The sequence below is a fragment of the Nocardioides oleivorans genome (genome assembly GCF_004137255.1).
GTDB lineage: Bacteria > Actinomycetota > Actinomycetes > Propionibacteriales > Nocardioidaceae > Nocardioides > Nocardioides oleivorans.
This window is the reverse complement of the sequence record NZ_SDWT01000001.1, coordinates 1,495,667-1,513,132: the sequence shown is the minus strand read 5'-3', so window position 1 is coordinate 1,513,132 and position 17,466 is coordinate 1,495,667. Positions and strand designations below refer to the sequence as shown.

The window sequence follows — 17,466 nt, the reverse complement described above, 5'->3', positions numbered from 1 at the left end:
GCCTTTCTCAGGAGCTGAAGCCGGGGAGGGTGGAGACGAGCAGGTCGATGAGCTTGATCCCGACGAACGGCACGACGATGCCGCCGAGGCCGAAGACCAGGATGTTGCGGCGCAGCACGGACGTCGCGGACGCCGCCCGGAAGCGCACCCCGCGCAGGGCCAGTGGGATGAGCGCGACGATCACGAGGGCGTTGAAGACGACCGCCGAGAGGATCGCGGACTGCGGCGACGACAGGCCCATCACGTTGAGCCGGTCGAGCGAGGGGTAGGCGGTGACGAACATCGCCGGGATGATCGCGAAGTACTTCGCGACGTCGTTGGCGATGGAGAAGGTCGTCAGCGCGCCGCGGGTGATGAGCAGCTGCTTGCCGATCTCGACGATGTCGATGAGCTTCGTCGGGTCGGAGTCGAGGTCGACCATGTTGCCGGCCTCCTTGGCGGCGGCGGTGCCGCTGTTCATCGCGACGCCGACGTCGGCCGCGGCCAGGGCGGGGGCGTCGTTCGTGCCGTCGCCGGTCATCGCGACGAGCCGGCCGCCCGCCTGCTCGCGCTGGATGTAGGCCATCTTGTCCTCGGGCGTCGCCTCGGCCAGGAAGTCGTCGACCCCCGCCTCCGCGGCGATCGCCTGCGCGGTGAGCGCGTTGTCGCCGGTGATCATCACCGTGCGGATGCCCATCGAGCGCAGCTCGGCGAACCGCTCGGCCATGCCGTCCTTCACGACGTCCTTGAGGTGGATCACGCCGAGCACGGCACCCGACCCGGCCGCGTCCTTGCGGCCGATCACCAGCGGCGTACCCCCCTCGCGGGAGATCTGCTCGACGATCTCGCGCACCTCGGGCGGCTGCTCGACGCCCAGCCACGCGGCGATCGCGGAGCCGGCGCCCTTGCGGACCTGGGTGCCGTCGGCCAGGTCGACGCCGGACATCCGGGTCTGCGCGGTGAACTCGACGAAGGTCGCGTCGCCCGGGAGGAGGCGGTCGTCGGCGCCCTGCGTGAGGGCGAGCTCGACGACCGACCTCCCCTCGGGGGTCTGGTCGGCGAGGCTGGAGAGCCTGGCCGTGTCGCGCAGCTCGTCGTCGCCGACGCCGGGAGCCGCGACGAAGCGGCTGGCCTGGCGGTTGCCGTAGGTGATCGTGCCGGTCTTGTCGAGCAGCAGGGTGCTGACGTCGCCTGCGGCCTCGACCGCTCGGCCGGACATGGCGAGCACGTTGACCCGCACCAACCGGTCCATGCCGGCGATGCCGATCGCCGAGAGCAATGCGCCGATCGTCGTGGGGATGAGGCAGACCAGCAGTGCGACGAGGACGACGAGGTCCTGCGGCGCACCGGCGTACGTCGCCATCGGCGCGAGCGTCGCGACCGCGGCGAGGAAGACGAGGGTCAGGCTGGCGAGCAGGATCGAGAGCGCGATCTCGTTGGGGGTCTTGCGGCGCGAGGTGCCCTCGACCAGCGCGATCATCTTGTCGAGGAAGGTCTCGCCGGCCGCCGCGGTGATGCGTACGACGATCCGGTCGGACAGGACGCGCGTCCCACCTGTCACCGCCGACCGGTCGCCGCCGGCCTCCCGGATGACCGGGGCGGACTCGCCGGTGATGGCCGACTCGTCGACCGAGGCGATGCCCTCGACGATGTCGCCGTCGCCGGGCACGACCTCGCCCGCCTCGACCATCACCCGGTCGCCGACCTTCAGCTGGGTCGCCGCGACCCGGGACTCGGTGCCGTCGTCGGCGAGGAGCCGGGCCACGGTGTCGGTGCGGGTGGCGCGCAGCGAGGCGGCCTGGGCCTTCCCGCGACCTTCGGCCACCGCCTCGGCGAGGTTGCCGAAGAGCACGGTCAGCCAGAGCCACGCGGCGATCGAGACGGTGAAGACGCTCGGGTCGCCGACCGCCGCGACCGTGGTCACGACCGAGCCGAGCAGCACCAGGAACATCACGGGCGAGCGCCACATGTGGCGCGGGTCGAGCTTGCGGACGGCCTCGGGCAGCTGGTGTGCGCTGAGCGACCAGATGGTCGGAGACTCGGGGTCCCCGCGGCGTTGTTCGGGGGAGCGCAGCGGAGGAGAAGAACGTCGTGGGGTGAGTTTCATCAGAGGGCCTCTGCGATCGGTCCGAGGGCGAGCGCCGGGAAGTAGGTGAGGCCGGTCATGATCACGATGACGCCGACCAGCATCCCGACGAAGAGGGGTGTGTGGGTGGGGAGCGTGCCGGCCGTGGCGGGCACCTTGCCCTGCTCGGCGAGCGAGCCCGCGAGCAGCAGGACCAGGACGATCGGCAGCAGCCGGCCGAGCAGCATCGCCAGGCCGAGGGTGATCTGGAAGAAGTCCGAGGTCACGGTGATCCCGCCGAACGCGCTGCCGTTGTTGTTGGCCGCCGACGTGTAGGCGTAGAGCACCTCGCTGAAGCCGTGGCCGCCCGGGTTGCCCATCGCCTCGGCCGTGCTGCCGCGGGCGATCGCCGCGCCGGTGCCGACGAGGACGAGGGCGGGGGTGGTGAGCGTGTAGAGCGCGACGTAGGTCATCTGCTTCGCGCTGATCTTCTTGCCCAGCAGCTCGGGCGTCCGGCCGACCATCAGGCCGGCCACGAAGACGGTGAGGATGGCCATCACGAGGATGCCGTAGATGCCCGCGCCGACGCCGCCGGGGACGATCTCGCCCAGCATCATGTTGACCAGCACCGTGCCGCCGCCGGCGGGGGTGAGCGAGTCGTGGGAGGCGTTGACGGCGCCCGTCGACGTACCGGTCGTGGCGACCGCGAAGAGCGCCGACGCCCACTCGCCGAAGCGGGTCTCCTTGCCCTCCATCGCGGCGCCCGCTGCCCGGCCGGCGACGGAGTGTGCCCCCACCTCGGCCCAGGTCGTGACGACCAGCGACACCGTCCAGAGCAGGCCCATCACCGAGAGGACGGCGAGGCCCTGACGGCGGTTGCCGAGCATGGTCCCGAGGGTGCGGGTGAGCGCCACCGGGAGCACGAGGATCAGGAACACCTCGAGGAAGTTGGTGATCGCCGTCGGGTTCTCGAAGGGGTGCGCGGAGTTGGCGTTGAAGAAGCCACCGCCGTTGTTGCCGAGCTCCTTGATCGCCTCCTGGCTCGCGACCGGTCCACCGGTGAGCACCTGCGAGTGGCCGGCGAGCGTGGTGATCGTGGTGTCGGTGAAGCTCTGCACCACCCCGCCCGCGACGAGCAGCAGGGCCGCGACGAACGACAGCGGCAGCAGGATCCGGACGGTCGCGCGGGTCAGGTCGACCCAGAAGTTGCCGAGCGTGCCGCTGCGCGAGCGGACGAAGCTGCGGATCAGTGCGACCGCGATCGCGATGCCGACGGCGGCCGACAGGAAGTTCTGGACCGCCAGCCCCGCCATCTGGGCGGTGAAGCCGAGCGTCGACTCGCCGGCGTAGGACTGCCAGTTGGTGTTGGTGACGAAGGAGACGGCGGTGTTGAACGACATCCACCACGGCATGCCGGGCAGGTCGCGGCTCATGGGCAGCGCCGCCTGGCCGAGCAGGACCGCCATCAGGACGACGACGCTGACGAGGCTGAAGCCGACGACGCTGGTGGCGTAGGACCGCGCGCCCTGCTCGGCGGTGGGATCGACCCCGCTCAGCCGGTAGACGAGGCGCTCGACGCGCAGGTGGCGGGTGCTGGTGAAGACCCGCGCCATGTAGTCGCCGAGGGGGACGTACGCCGCTGCGAGCAGGGCGACGAGGACGGCGATGGTGAGGAGTCCGGAGGTCGTGTCGCTCACTCGAAGCGCTCCGGGAAGACGAGGGCTGCAAGGACGTAGAGCGCGATGACGACCACCGCGACCACGAGCAGGCTGCTGGAGAGGGACATGCCCCCACCGTCACCCTCGTCGGCGCACCCGGACCCGGTCTTGACGCGGTCTTAGCGCCCGTTGACGCAGGCTTGTCGCGTCAGGGGCGGGCGTGCTCGATCGCCTCCTCCTCCTCCGGCGAGAGCTGCTGCTCGCAGGTCCACGACGACACCGACTTGGCGTAGGTCCGGGCCTCGCTGCGGCCGTGGATGGAGGTCAGCACGACGCCGTGGCCGGCGTCGTCGAGCACGGCGAGGCTCCAGCTGAGGTGCCCGCCCACGTCGCCGAACGCGTCGTAGCGCACGACCGAGAGGTGCCGCAGCGCGTCGCGGTTCTCGGCCTTGAGGGCCGCGACCTCCTGCCGCAGGCCGTGGACGTCCTCGGGCAGCGCCTCGACGTCCGCGCCGCCCGCGCGAGTCGTCGTACGACGGAGGGCGAGCGCAGCGAGGACGCACGCGACAGCGGCAAGGGCGACGGCGACCACATCGAGCATGGGGCGACCCTATGTTCGGCGACTGGTCACGGCCGGTCGGACACGGCCGCGCGTGGAAGACTCCCGGACGTGAACGACGACAGGCGCCGCATCGCCTACCAGGGCGAGCCCGGGGCCAACGGGCACCTGATCTGCCAGGAGGCCTACCCCGACTGGGAACCGATGCCGTGCGCGTCCTTCGAGGACACCTTCGCAGCCGTCGAGAACGGTGACGCCGACCTCGCGATGATCCCGATCGACAACTCGATCGCGGGTCGGGTCGCCGACATCCACCACTTCCTGCCGACCTCGTCGCTCAAGATCGTCGGCGAGCGCTTCCTGCGGATCCGCTTCGCGCTGATGGCGCTCCCCGGCGCGGGCGTCGGGTCGCTCCGCACGGTGCACAGCCACGTCCACGCCCTCGGCCAGTGCCGGGGCGTCATCCGCGAGCTCGGCCTGACACCGGTCGTCGCCGGCGACACCGCCGGCGCCGCGCGCGAGGTGGCCGAGAGCGGCGACCCGACGCAGGCCGCCCTCGCCCCTCCCCTGGCGGCCGAGATCTACGGCCTCGAGATCCTCCGCGACGACGTCGAGGACGAGGACCACAACACCACCCGCTTCGTCGTCCTCTCCCGTGACTTCGAGCAGGCGCCGGCCGGCAACGGACCGGTCGTGACGACCTTCATCTTCAACGTCCGCAACCTGCCGGCCGCGCTCTACAAGGCGCTCGGCGGCTTCGCGACCAACGGGGTCAACATGACCAAGCTCGAGAGCTACATGGTCGGCGGGCACTTCACCGCCACCCAGTTCCTCGCCGAGGTCGACGGCCACCCCGACGACGTGGGCGTGCGCAACGCGCTCGAGGAGCTCGCGTTCTTCACCACCGAGGTGAAGGTCCTCGGCGTCTACCCGGCCGACCCGTTCCGCGGCGCCTAGGACGTGCTTCGCACCCGAGTCTCCCGGTTCGTCACCCAGATCTGGGCCGACAACCGGGGGAGTCACCGGATATCCGGTGACTCCGGGCCAGGTGGCATGCTCAGCCGGTGATCGATCCCCTCGTCGTGGCCCTGGCGTTCGGAGCCATCTTCGTCGTCGAGCTGCCGGACAAGACGTTCATCGCCACGCTCGTGATGTCGACGCGGATGCGTCCGCTGCTCGTCTGGCTCGGCGTCGCGCTGGCCTTCCTCGTCCAGACCGCCGTGGCGGTCGGCGTCGGCAAGGCGGCGTCGTTCCTCCCCGCCGACCTGATCCACGGCGTCGCCGCGGCGATGTTCGTCATCGGCGCGATCATCCTCTTCCGCGAGGCCCGCACGTCCGACGACGACGAGTCCGAGCAGGAGGACGAGTACGCCGCTCGCTCCACCGCGCAGGGCTTCCGCGTCGTCGTCACCTCGTTCCTCGTGCTCTTCGCGGCCGAGTGGGGCGACCTGTCGCAGCTGCTGACGATCTCCCTCGTCGCCAAGTACGACGACCCGGTGTCGGTCTTCCTCGGCTCGTGGGGTGCCCTCCTCGCGGTCTCCGGCCTCGCGGTCGTCGTCGGCCGGGTGCTGCTCCAGCACGTGCGGCTCGCGGTCCTCCACTACGTGGGTGCGGCGGTCTGCGTCCTGATGGCAGGCTTGACCCTGTGGGAGATGACACGCTGAGGAGCCCGGTCGAGATGGCCGTCCACGACCGCTTCGTCGCGGTCAACGGCGACCACCCCATGACGGCCGAGGACGACGCCTACGTCCGCGCACACTTCGTCGCGGCCACGCCCGAGGCGCTCGACGCGATGCTGGCCGGCCTCCTGCCGCTGCCGTCGTACGTCCTCGGCGACGGGACGCCGATGGTCCCCGCCACGCACGCCTCGCTCGCCGACGTCGCGGGCGGCACCGACCGCCTCCACGACTGGTTCGTCGCGTTCTGGGAGGGCGACGCCGAGACCGGCGAGCAGAAGTGGGTGCACTACCTCAACGGGCAGTACGTCGCCCTCCGCGAGGTGACGCCCGTCCGGATCAAGCAGCTGCTCGAGCGCGTCGCCGAGGCCGCTGCCGCCGTCGACCTGCTGCGCCACGACCCCCACGACGGCGTCGGCCGCGGGATGCTCGGCGAGGCCATCGACGGCGTGATCGCCGTCGCCGGGCTCGACTCGCTGCTCCTGCCGATGACGGCGTACGACCGGCTCCGCTTCGGCCAGCCCACGCTGCGCGAGACGTGGGTCGACCACCCGCGCGCGGAGTTCCTCACCCCCGTCCCACCGGTCTGGCCGCTGCGGACCGAGCGGCTGCTGCTGCGCCCGTTCGAGCCGGGTGACGCCGACGCGTTCGTCGGGGCCTGGGCCTCGGAGGAGTGGACCAGCCTGCTGCTGACCCGCCCGCAGAACCGGGCCGAGGTCGTCGACATGGTGCGGCGCCGGATGGAGCCCGGCGACGGGAGGTTCGTCGGCCTCGCGGTCGTCACGCACGACGGGACAGTGGTCGGCGACTCCATGCTCCACCTCCAGGGCACCGGCCTCAGCGAGGGCGAGATCGGGTGGACGATCCTCCCCGACCAGGGCGGTCGCGGCTATGCCACCGAGGCCGCGCAGGCCGTGCTCGGGCTCGGCTTCGAGCACTACGGCCTCCGGCGGATCGTGGCCAACCTCGACACCCGCAACGACCGCTCCGCCGCCCTCTGCGAGCGCCTCGGGATGCGCCGCGAGGTGCACCGGGTCGGCGACTTCTGGTCCAAGGGCCAGTGGACCAGCTCCTACGAGTACGCCCTCCTACGCGACGACTGGCGCGCGACCCAGCCCTGACGTCGTACGTCGTGCGTCGCCCGCCCGGCGCGCCAGGCCCACACGTGTCCGCGTTCTTGCCCTCGAGAGCCACCTGCGAGGGCAGCTTCTCGGACACGTGTACGCCGCTGGGCTGGCCTGTGGAGGACGCGAGCGAGCACGCCGTCCGATCGTCGACCCTGACGCCATGGCGTTCGACCCGACCCGACCGTTCCTGCGTGCCGAGGGTCTCGAGCACGGTCTCACCGAGAAGACCATGCGCGGCCCCGGCTACCGGCGGCTGTTCCGCAACGTCCTGGTCGCCTCGACGACCCCTCCCACGCCGCTCCAGCGGGTGCGCGGCGCACTGGTGCTCCAGTGCGAGGCGGCGTGGGCCAGCCACGTGTCGGCCGCGCGGGTGAAGGGCTGCCCGATTCCGACCATCGCCGACGAGCACGTCAGCGTCCCCCACCAGAAGCTGCGGCGGCACCACCGCGGGGTCCGCTGCCACGTGGGCGACCCAGCAGGGGTGGTGGTCGAGAAGGGCATGCGCGTGTCGGGCGACATCCCCATGTTCATCGAGCTCAGTGGACAGCTCACGCTCGTCGACCTGGTCGTGGTGGGCGACTGGCTGGTCCGACGCCGGGGCGTCACGCCCGAGCAGCTGGTCAGCGCGTGCACGAAGAGCCGTCACCGCGACCGTCGCAAGGCGATGGCCGCCGCAGCGTTCGTGCGCCGGGGCGCCGACTCGCCGATGGAGAGCAGGCTGCGCATGCTTCTCGTCCTCGCCGGACTCCCGGAGCCGGCCGTCAACCTCGAGGTCCGCGACGACGCTGGCGAGCTGATCCGCAAGTACGACCTCAGCTACCCCGTCGTGAAGGTGGCGGTCGAGTACAACGGCAAGGTCCACATCGAGGTCATCGCGACGTGGGAGGACGACCTCGAGCGTCGCGCCGACATGGACGACGAGGACTGGCGCCTGGTCGTCGTCATCTCCGCAGGCATCTACAAGGACCCGCTCCGGACCCTGCGCCGCGTGCACCGGGTGCTGCTCGCGCGTGGCATGCCGGGTGTCCCACTGCGGCTGCTCGACGACTGGCGTCCGCACTTCCCCGGGTTCGCCGACGCCGCCTGACGCCGTACCCCGACCCGTCCTCCACACGTGTCCGCGATCCTGCCCCTCGGGGCGAGGTTCGAGGGCGACATCTCGGACACGTGTCCCCGCGGTCGGACGCACTAGAGTCGCGCCATGGCACAGACTCCCCACGGCGCGGACAGCGAGGTCGGCCGGCTGGCGACCGTCATGCTCCACCGGCCCGGCAACGAGCTGAAGCGGCTCACGCCCCGCAACAACGACCGCCTCCTCTTCGACGGGATCCCGTGGGTCAGCCGGGCGCAGGAGGAGCACGACGCGTTCGCCGAGACGCTGCGCAACCGCGGAGTGGAGGTGCTCTACCTCACCGACCTGCTCACCGAGACCCTCGACAGCGAGCTCGCCCGCAACCACGCGATCACGAGCGCGCTCTCGGGCCTGCACCTCGGCGACACGATGCGCCGCTACCTCGCGACCGCGCTCAAGGACCTCTCCCCGGCCGAGCTCACCGACGTGCTGACCTCGGGCATCCGCAACGACGAGGTCAAGGGCGGCCACGGCCTGGTCACCAGCCTGCTCGACCCCCACGACTTCCTCGTCGACCCGCTGCCGAACCTGCTCTTCACGCGCGACTCCAGCGTGTGGGTGCGCGACCGCGTCGCCGTCACCAGCCTCGCCATGCCGGCGCGCAAGCGAGAGACCCAGCTGACCGAGCTGATCTACACCGAGCACCCGCGCTTCGCCGGCACCCGCAAGATCCACGGCTGGCACAACGAGCACGTCGAGGGCGGCGACGTGCTGCTCCTCGCGCCCGGCGTGATCGCGGTCGGCGTCGGGGAGCGTACGACCCCCGCCGGCGTGGAGCGGCTCGCCCGCCAGGTCTTCCACGCGGGCCTCGCCCACACCGTGCTGGCCGTGCCGATCGCGCAGGAGCGCGCCACGATGCACCTCGACACCGTCTGCACGATGGTCGACGTCGACAAGGTCGTGATGTACCCCAACGTCGCCGACAACCTCCGGGCGGTGACGGTCACGATGTCGGGCAGCGGCGACGACGAGGCCGACCTCGAGCTCGAGGTCAGCGGCTCGGAGCCCTTCCTGGTCGCCGCGGCCAAGGCGATGCAGATCGACACGCTGCACCAGATCGACACCGGCCTCGACCCGGTCACCGCCGAGCGCGAGCAGTGGGACGACGGCAACAACACCCTGGCCCTCGCACCGCGGGTGGCGGTCGCCTACGAGCGCAACGACGAGACCAACGACCGGCTCGAGGACGCCGGCATTGAGGTCGTCCGGATCGCCGGTTCCGAGCTCGGCTCGGGTCGCGGCGGGCCGCGCTGCATGAGCTGCCCGATCTCGCGCGAGCCGCTCCACGCGGAGTGATCCGCGACTCAGTGCACGACTGTTGACCGAAAGTCCGTCACGTCCCGGTGCGTGACTCGTTGAGCAGGCATGACTGAGTCCATTCTGGATGCCCTGAGCCCGGCCGACGCCGAGCGCGTGATCGCGGCCGGCCGGGCGCTGACCCTGCCGCAGGGCTGGTCGCCGATCGCCGAGAGCACCCCCGCCGACAAGGCCTACCTGATCACCGAGGGCGAGGTGTCGGTCCGCAAGGGCGGCGTCGAGGTCGCCACCCTCGGCGCCGGCTCCGTGGTCGGCGAGGCCGCGATCGTCAACAGGACGCTGCGCTCGGCCACGGTCGTGGCCCTCACCCCGCTCCGGGTCGTCCACTTCACCAGCGAGCGGCTCGCGGAGCTCGTCGACGAGGTCCCGGCCTTCGGTGCGGCCCTGCGCGCGGCCGCGGCCGGACGCGCCGCCGGCGGCTGATCGGCATGAGCGCGGAGGAGGCGACGCCCCCGCTGGAGGTCCCCGCCGAGGTCGCCGAGGCGATGGAGGCCTTCCTCCTGGGCGAGGCACCCGGCCTGACCCAGCACGAGGTCGCCGCGCGCGCCGGCGTACCCCTCGAGGACGCCATGGCGCTGTGGCACCAGCTCGGCTTCCCGCACCACAGCGACGAGGACCGGGCGTTCGCCGAGAGCGACGTGGAGGCGCTGCGACTGGCCTCCGACCTGGTGCGGATGGGCATCCTCCCGCCCGAGCAGCAGGCCGCGCTCGTCCGCACGTGGGGCCGGAGCTATGCCCGGCTCGCGGAGTGGCAGGCCTCGCTTCTGGTGGGGCTCGCCGCCGAGTCGGACGACCCGGCGACCCACCTGGCCGAGCTGGCCACCGACGTGCTGCCACGAGTCGAGGCGCTCCAGACCTACGTCTGGCGACGCCACCTCGCCAACGCCTCCCAGCACCTCCTCGAGGACGGCGCCGCGATCACGATCGGGGAGGCCGAGACGTCGGTCTGCTTCGTCGACATCGTCGGCTACACCGCGCAGAGCCGCCGCCTCGACGGGGCCGAGCTCGTGGCGTGGGTCGACGGCTTCGAGCAGGACACGACCACGCTCGTCGTCGACCACGGCGGTCAGGTCATCAAGACGATCGGCGACGAGGTGCTCTTCACCGTCGCCGATCCCGCCGCGGCCGTCCAGATCGCGCTGGCGCTGACCGCGCGGGGGGACGACGAGGACGACCCCTTCCCGGCGGTGCGGGTCGGCATCGCGCACGGTGCCGTCGTACGACGTCTCGGAGACGTGTTCGGCTCGACCGTCAACGCGGCCTCCCGACTGACCTCGGCCGCGCGCCCGGGGTCCGTGCTGGTCGACGCCGGGGTCCACGAGGCCCTGGTCGCGCGCGACGAGGACGGCGAGCCCGAGGAGCAGGACGGGGCCGCCTGGCGCTTTCGCCGGCTGCGCCGGATCTCGGCCAAGGGCTTCAGGAATCTGGAGGCCTGGCGCGTCAGGGCGCATGAAATGTGAGTGCCCGGTCGTTGTCGACGGGGGAAACGACAACGACCGGGCGAAAGTGAATCTACTCCGCTCGTGAGCGCACGCACAACCATTGGCCCGGTTGTGTTCGACACGTGGCCAAGCCGTAGGAGGGCCCTTACCGGATCGTCACCTGACGGTTGGCGAGTCCCGCACGGGCCGACCGCTCGGCCGCCGAGAGGTCGCCTCCCTGCAGCGCCTCGGCGAGGTCGGAGGCGAACCTCGCGGCCGGCTCCTCGAGCACCTCGGCGCCCGTCCCGACGGGCAGGTCCCACACCGGGGCCAGGAGTCCGTGGGCGCGGAACATGCCCACGAAGCGCGAGCCGTCGGCCACCGAGTCCTGGCCGGCGGCGTGCAGCCGGGCGAGCGCGTCGAGCAGCTGGTCCTCGGGGTGCGGCATCACCCAGCGCAGGTGCTCCTTGGTGCCGACGTTGGTCCAGTACGCCGCCTCGACCGAGGTGAGCCGGCTGGTCGGCATCACGCCGCCGTTGGCCTGCTCGAGGGCGGCCTCCATGCTGGCGTCGCGCTCGGGGATGTCGTCGATCCAGTACTCGAAGCCGTCGTGGACGGTGATGTCGAGGCTCGTGTCGGAGATCAGGTCCTGGATGCTCGGGCCGTCGCCGGGGGCGCTCATCAGCCCGACGATGCCGGCCTCCTCGGTGGCGAGCGCGGCCTCGAGGACGGCTCCGAGGTCGCGGGCCGGGTTGCCGTAGGAGTGCTGGACCTGGAGGCCGAGCCAGATGTCCCCGGAGTCGCGGACCATCGCGGGTGCGGCACCCGGGAGCAGGGTGGCGAGGCGGACGTTCGGGCCGCCGGCCTTGAGGGTGAGCGGGGCGGTCGCGGCCGGGACCAGCTCGCGCAGCGCGATCACGTCGCACTCGGCGGGCATGCCCTCGAACGGGCGCGCCACGAAGGTGGGCGCGGCGCCACCGGCCGCACCGTGGCAGGCCTTGTAGCGCTTGCCCGACCCACAGGGGCAGGGCTGGCGGGGTCCGACCTCGCCCTCGGTGCGGGAAGCGGACGTCTGCGTGCTGCGGGACTTCTTGGCCATGGGGCGAACCCTAGTCGGGCCGGTCTCGCGACCGGGCTTCCGCGAGCGGCGCTCAGGAGTCGAGCAGGTCGAGGATGAACTTCGGGCGGTCGGTGATCACGGCGGTGACGCCGAGGTCGAGGCAGACCTGCAGGTCGTCGGCGGTGTTCACGGTCCACACGTGGACCTCGCGGCCGGCCTTCACCAGGTGCTTGCCCAGGCCCGGGTGGTCGCGCAGCTCCTCGACCCCGGGACCGATGATCCAGTCGTCCGCGACGAGGGGCCGCAGGACCGGCCAGTGGTGGGCCTTGTCGACGAGCATCACGATGTCGAGCTCGGGCGCGAGGCGGCGTACGCGGTTCATCGCGTTGACCGAGAAGCTCATGATCCGGGCCGGCGAGCCCGCCCCTGCCCAGCCGACCTCGTCGAGCGCCTCGACCAGGCGCCGCTCGACCAGCCCGCCGTACCTCGTCGGGTGCTTGGTCTCGATCGCGAGCTCGACGTGCCGGTCGTAGTCGGCGACGGTCTCGAGCAGCTTGCGCAGCGTCAGCACCTTGCCCTGCATCGGGTCGCGCTCGGGGGCCTCGTCGTCGAGATCGGACCACGGGCTCTTCCACGAGGCGAAGTCGAGCTCGTCGAGCTCGGCCAGGCTCATCGTCGACACGAGCCCCATCGTGGACGTCGTACGCCTCAGGTCGCGGTCGTGGACGCACACGAGGTGCCCGTCGGCGGTCAACCGCACGTCGCACTCGAGCGCCTCCGAGCCCTCGTCGAGCGCCTTCACGTAGGCCTCGAGCGTGTGCTCGGGGGTGTCGTGGCTGCTCCCGCGGTGCGCGACGACCTGGGGCCGGGTGCGGGACTCGCCCTGCCGCTCCCGGGTGCGGCGGAGGCGCGGCGTGCGACGCATGCGAGAAAGCATGGCACGCACGCACACCGCTGCGGGGGACGTCCGACGCGCGCGCCGGTGGTCCAGACCACGGGCGCGGTTATCGTCCTACTTTCGGATCGGATCGACGGATTCCACGCCGTTCGGTCCCCGCGGCCACGGACTCGTGGTTAACCTCGGCAGCAACAAGGGCATCCGTGCTGGTGCGTGGGGGGTCACGCTGCGGGTCCTGACGTGGGGAATGGGGATTCCATGAGTGCAGTCACGCTGTCCGTACGCCGCCTGCTGGGCGGGGTCGACGCCGCTTCGCTGCCCGCCGGGCCGCCGGCAGGCGCACGGACCACCGGGCGCAACGCGGCGTCGCCGCGCGCCGGCACGTCCTTCGGCTGAGCGTCGGCTCACGACCCCCGACAGAATTCTCCGTTCGGCGGTGCACCGGCGCGGTTCGCCCTAGATTTCGTGGCACCCGGCGCCGCTCGTGCGACGCCCCTCCAGGAGGTCCGTCGTGCCCCGCCGCCGCTTCGCCCTGCCCGTCGTTCCCGTCGTCCTCGCCGTGCTCGCCGGCACGCTGGCCGCGGTCGGGCTCACCTCGCCCGCGCAGGCCGCCGTCGTCCGCCCCTTCACGCTGAACTACAGCGGTTCCGTGCACGGCGACGTCACCTCTGTGGGCAACACCGTCACCGCGTGCCCGGGGCAGACCGCACCGACCGACCCCTTCGGCACGTCGAAGACCGAGTGCGCGACCGCCCAGGCCGGCACCAACACCCAGTCGTCGGGCATCAACGACTCCTTCTACATGCAGTGGGCCGACGTCGACGGCAGCGCCGCGACCTACAACTCGTCGCGCGCGAGCGTCACCATCCCGGCCGGCGCGACGGTGGCCTTCGCCCGGCTGAGCTGGGCCGGCGACACTGGCACCATCCGGCTGGCCGACGGCACGGTCTCGGCACTGCCGGGCTGTAACACCCGCCAGTTCCTCGCCGGCGCCGGCACGGCCGTCCTCCCGGCGGGCACCCCGGAGAGCACCTCCGTGCGGCTGACCGTCGGCACCGCGGCGACGGTCACCAAGGCACCGAAGGTCATCTCCCGCGACGCCCTCGCCAGCGTCCCCTCCAGCCAGCCGCAGTTCTACTCGGCGTACGCCGACGTCACCGCCCAGCTCGCCGGCGCGCCCACCGGCTCACCCGTCACCATCGACGTCGGCAACATCTGGACCCCACAGGGCTTCGGCTGCTTCGGCGGCTGGAACCTCCACGTCGTCTACGACGACCCGACCGACACCCTGCCGCTGCGCGACGTCATGGTCTACGACGGACACGTCCGACAGAGCCCGATCGACCCGGCCACCACGATGACCGCCAGCGGCTTCCGCGCGATCGGCGCCGGCCGGGTCGCGGTGGCGGCCTACGAGGGCGACTTCAACATCAGCGGCGACCGGTTGGCGCTCAACGGCACCAACATCGCCCAGCCCGGCACGGGCTCCACGAACAACTTCTTCGTGTCGCAGGCAGACGGCTCGGTCAACCCCAGCACGTTCAACAACATGAGCGTCGACACGGTCACCGTCGACGACCCCATCGCCGCGGGGGCCACGTCGGCCCCGGTCACGTTCAGCACGTCGAACGACACCTACCTGGCCACCACCGTCGCGTTCTCGGTGCCTGTGGCCGACCTCAAGCTCCGCGCCGCGACCACGACCCCCGGCCCGTTCCGCCCCGGCCAGACCGTCACCTACGCGGTCGGCGTCACCCCGGTCGGCGATGACGCGACGAGCGCCACGGTCACCGTGCCCGGCCTCACCGACTGCACCCGCAGCCTCGGCCCGCTCACCAAGGGCGTCGAGGCCCCCTACACCTGCAGCGGGCCCGCACCGGGCGCCGACACGACGTACGCCTTCTCGGCCGACGCGACGGTCGCGGGTGGCTCGCTCTCGGCGACCGTCGACGTGCCTGTCGACGTTATCAACCCCTCCCTGCAGCTCACCGCGGTCCCCGACCAGGCGACGTACTCCACCGGCCAGACGATCACCCTGCAGGTGTCGGCGAAGAACACCGGCGACTCGTCCCTCTCCGGCCTGACCCTGACCCCGGCGCAGGGCTCGTGCGGTCCGCTGTCGGCGACCTCGGTCGCCGCCGGGGCCACGGCCACCGCCACCTGCTCCGCGACCGCGCCGGCCGCCGGCGACGCCATCACGCTCTCCGCCTCCGGGACCGACGTCCTTGGCGGCACCGTGAGCGACAGCACCACGGTCGCCGTCCCGACCGTGGGCGAGGTGTCGGGAGCGGTGTACGTCGACCGCGACCGCAACGGCGAGCGCGGCACCGGTGAGTCCGGGATCTCCGGCGTCACGATCTCGCTCGTCGGCACCACCGCCCAGGGCACGCCCGTCAGCCTCACCACGACGACCGCAGGCAACGGCGCCTTCACGTTCACCGGCGTCCGTGCCGGGACCTACAGCGTCACCGAGACGCAGCCGTCGGCCTACGACGACGGCGCCGACACGCCGGGTACGCACGTGAGCACGTCCGGCAACGACACGTTCGGGATCAGCCTGACGCCCGGCCAGTCGAGCACCGGCAACCTGTTCGGCGAGCTGCCGCGCCCCGTGGCCATCCGCTCCGTGACCGCCTCACCCGACACGATCGTCGCGGGTGGCAGCACCACGCTGACCGCCGAGGGCGCCGACAGCGGCGGCGGGTACGCCGGTGACGTGACGTCGACGACGACGTTCGCGACCACGACTGCCGGTGCCTCCTGCACCGACAACACCTGCACCTCGACCCGTGCCGGCACCTTCTCGGTGACGTCGTCCTACGACGGGACGTCCGGACCCACCACGACGATCACCGTCCTCGCCGGCCCGGCGCACAGCCTCACCGTGGTCTCCGGCGACAACCAGTCGGCGGCGTCGGGCACCGATTTCGCCGCGCCGCTCGTCACCCGGGTCACCGACGTTGACGGCAACCCCGTCTCCGGTGTCGACGTGGGGCTCACCCTGTCCGGCACCAACGGCTCCGCCACCTTCGCCGGCGGCAGCACGACCGCCACCGTCACCACCGGCGCCAACGGCCTGGCCACCAGTCCCGCCGTGCGCGGCGTGCTCGCGGGACCGGTCGCGGCGACCGCATCGGTGGACGGGATCGGCAGCGCCACCTTCGCCCTGACCGTGCTCGCGGGTGCGCCCGACCGGGTCCTCGCCACGTCAGGCGGTGGTCAGACGATCACCTCCGGCACCGTGGCCGCCGACCCGCTGGTCGCGACCGTCACGGACGAGGCCGGCAACGCCGTCGCGGGCGCCGAGGTGGTCTTCGCATTGCCCGGCACCGACGGCACCGCGACCTTCGCCGGCGGCTCCACCACCGCCACCGTCAGCACGGGTCAGGACGGCAACGCGACCAGCCCGGTGATCCGCGGCCTGCGAGCCGGCGCGGTCGCCGCCACGGCCACGGTCGGCGGGCTCGACGCCGCGACCTTCGCCCTGAGCGTCGTCCCCGGCGACCCTGCCGAGGTCACCGCGACCTCGGGCGGCGGCCAGACGATCACGTCCGGCGACGACGCCGACGACCCGCTCGTCGCGACGGTGCGCGACGCCGCCGGCAACGGCGTCGCGGGCGTCGAGGTGGTCTTCGCGCTGCCTGGCATCGACGGCACCGCGACTTTCGCCGGCGGCTCCACCACCGCCACCGTCAGCACCGGTCGGAGCGGCAGCGCGACCAGCCCGACGATTCGCGGCCTTCGAGCCGGCATCGTGGCGGCGACGGCCACCGTCGAGGACCTCGACAGGGCGACCTACGGGCTCACCGTGACGTCCGGAGCCGCCGCGCACGTGGACGCCACCGACGGCGACGGGCAGAGTGCCGCCGCCGGCAGCACCTTCGCCGACCCGCTCGTCGCCACGGTCACCGACGCGGCCGGCAACACCGTCGAGGACGCCTCGGTGGTCTTCACGCTCCCCGGCACCGGCGGCTCCGCGACCTTCCCGGGCGGCGCGACCACCGCCACGGTCGAGACCGGCGCGGACGGCACCGCGACCAGCCCGCGGGTCACGGCCGTGTCGGCTGGGACCGTCGCGGGCCGCGCCGCGGTGGGCGGCCTCACCCCGGCGACGTACGCCCTGACCGTGACGTCGGTCCCCGTGCCGACGCCCAGCCCCACCCCGAGCCCCACCCCGAGCCCCACCCCGGACCCGCAGCTGCCGTCGGCGGACCTCGGCGTGGAGTTCCAGGCGTTCCGGCCCGAGTGGGCCGGGCCCGGGACGGTCGCCCGGATCCGGGTCATCGCCACCAACGCCGGCACTTCCCGCGCCGACGAGGCGACCCTGACGATGCGACTGCCGAACGGCTGGGTCGTACGCCGGATCCAGGACCGCGCAGAGCGCGACGGACGCACGGTGACCCTCACCCGCAGCATCGGTGCGGGCAAGTCGGTCCGCTTCTACGTCGTCGTGGGACTGCCCACGCGGAAGCCGAAGCGGGTGACCGCGACCGTGTCGTCCGAGCTCAGCGATCCCGACACATCGGACAACGGCGCGACGATCCGCCTCCGACCGGGGTCGCTGCGCTGACGGC

General features: G+C 72.2%; 15 protein-coding genes. 9 read left to right on the top strand and 6 right to left on the bottom strand.

Annotated elements, in window-relative coordinates:
* Nucleotides 1-7: 7 nt before the first annotated feature.
* The 4 genes from kdpB to EUA93_RS07230 all read right to left on the bottom strand — a co-directional run bounded on the left by kdpB (nucleotide 8) and on the right by EUA93_RS07230 (nucleotide 4,303).
* Complete coding sequence (gene kdpB, locus EUA93_RS07245; RefSeq protein WP_129399510.1) at nucleotides 8-2,086, bottom strand: potassium-transporting ATPase subunit KdpB; 2,079 nt, start codon at nucleotides 2,084-2,086, stop codon at nucleotides 8-10.
* Entirely contained in the window at nucleotides 2,086-3,741 is a 1,656-nt protein-coding gene (gene kdpA, locus EUA93_RS07240) for a potassium-transporting ATPase subunit KdpA (protein ID WP_129399509.1), read from the bottom strand. The genes kdpB and kdpA overlap by 1 nt, the downstream gene beginning before the upstream one ends.
* Nucleotides 3,738-3,830, bottom strand: coding sequence for a potassium-transporting ATPase subunit F (locus tag EUA93_RS07235; RefSeq protein ID WP_129399508.1), 93 nt, complete (start codon nucleotides 3,828-3,830; stop codon nucleotides 3,738-3,740). Before EUA93_RS07235 ends, kdpA begins: the two co-directional genes overlap by 4 nt.
* An 80-nt stretch (nucleotides 3,831-3,910) precedes the next feature.
* Entirely contained in the window at nucleotides 3,911-4,303 is a 393-nt protein-coding gene (locus tag EUA93_RS07230; RefSeq protein ID WP_129399507.1) for a DUF4446 family protein, read from the bottom strand.
* Nucleotides 4,304-4,372: 69 nt separating this feature from the next.
* On the opposite strand from EUA93_RS07230, the gene EUA93_RS07225 reads away from it, so the two are divergent.
* The 7 genes from EUA93_RS07225 (at nucleotide 4,373) to EUA93_RS07195 (ending at nucleotide 10,973) form a co-directional block, all read left to right on the top strand.
* On the top strand, nucleotides 4,373-5,218 hold the full coding sequence (locus EUA93_RS07225) for a prephenate dehydratase (RefSeq protein ID WP_129399506.1): 846 nt from the start codon (nucleotides 4,373-4,375) through the stop codon (nucleotides 5,216-5,218).
* Nucleotides 5,219-5,325: 107 nt separating this feature from the next.
* Nucleotides 5,326-5,925, top strand: a complete 600-nt coding sequence (locus tag EUA93_RS07220) for a TMEM165/GDT1 family protein (protein ID WP_242497274.1) — start codon at nucleotides 5,326-5,328, stop codon at nucleotides 5,923-5,925.
* Nucleotides 5,907-7,058: a GNAT family N-acetyltransferase gene (locus tag EUA93_RS07215; protein WP_129399505.1), complete on the top strand. Its 1,152-nt coding sequence runs from the start codon at nucleotides 5,907-5,909 to the stop codon at nucleotides 7,056-7,058. The genes EUA93_RS07220 and EUA93_RS07215 overlap by 19 nt, the downstream gene beginning before the upstream one ends.
* A 166-nt stretch (nucleotides 7,059-7,224) precedes the next feature.
* Nucleotides 7,225-8,151: a hypothetical protein gene (locus EUA93_RS07210; protein WP_129399504.1), complete on the top strand. Its 927-nt coding sequence runs from the start codon at nucleotides 7,225-7,227 to the stop codon at nucleotides 8,149-8,151.
* A gap of 114 nt (nucleotides 8,152-8,265) precedes the next feature.
* The gene (locus EUA93_RS07205; RefSeq protein WP_129399503.1) at nucleotides 8,266-9,492 is read left to right on the top strand and encodes an arginine deiminase; all 1,227 of its coding nucleotides are present in this window, start codon (nucleotides 8,266-8,268) and stop codon (nucleotides 9,490-9,492) included.
* A 69-nt stretch (nucleotides 9,493-9,561) separates the two neighbouring features.
* Entirely contained in the window at nucleotides 9,562-9,936 is a 375-nt protein-coding gene (locus tag EUA93_RS07200) for a cyclic nucleotide-binding domain-containing protein (protein ID WP_129399502.1), read from the top strand.
* A gap of 5 nt (nucleotides 9,937-9,941) precedes the next feature.
* Nucleotides 9,942-10,973 carry an adenylate/guanylate cyclase domain-containing protein gene (locus EUA93_RS07195; RefSeq protein WP_242497273.1) on the top strand — a complete coding sequence of 344 codons (1,032 nt, stop codon included), beginning with the start codon at nucleotides 9,942-9,944 and terminating at the stop codon, nucleotides 10,971-10,973.
* Between the two features lie 127 nt (nucleotides 10,974-11,100).
* On the opposite strand, the gene EUA93_RS07190 is transcribed toward EUA93_RS07195, so the two are convergent.
* Nucleotides 11,101-12,033, bottom strand: a complete 933-nt coding sequence (locus tag EUA93_RS07190) for a DUF5926 family protein (RefSeq protein ID WP_129399501.1) — start codon at nucleotides 12,031-12,033, stop codon at nucleotides 11,101-11,103.
* A 52-nt stretch (nucleotides 12,034-12,085) separates the two neighbouring features.
* Entirely contained in the window at nucleotides 12,086-12,919 is an 834-nt protein-coding gene (locus tag EUA93_RS07185; RefSeq protein ID WP_129399500.1) for a glycerophosphodiester phosphodiesterase family protein, read from the bottom strand.
* Between the two features lie 231 nt (nucleotides 12,920-13,150).
* On the opposite strand from EUA93_RS07185, the gene EUA93_RS21530 reads away from it, so the two are divergent.
* Both EUA93_RS21530 and EUA93_RS07180 read left to right on the top strand, forming a co-directional pair.
* Nucleotides 13,151-13,288, top strand: a complete 138-nt coding sequence (locus EUA93_RS21530; protein WP_165355087.1) for a hypothetical protein — start codon at nucleotides 13,151-13,153, stop codon at nucleotides 13,286-13,288.
* Between the two features lie 115 nt (nucleotides 13,289-13,403).
* Nucleotides 13,404-17,462, top strand: a complete 4,059-nt coding sequence (locus EUA93_RS07180) for a beta strand repeat-containing protein (RefSeq protein WP_129399499.1) — start codon at nucleotides 13,404-13,406, stop codon at nucleotides 17,460-17,462.
* The last annotated feature ends 4 nt before the right edge of the window (nucleotides 17,463-17,466 follow it).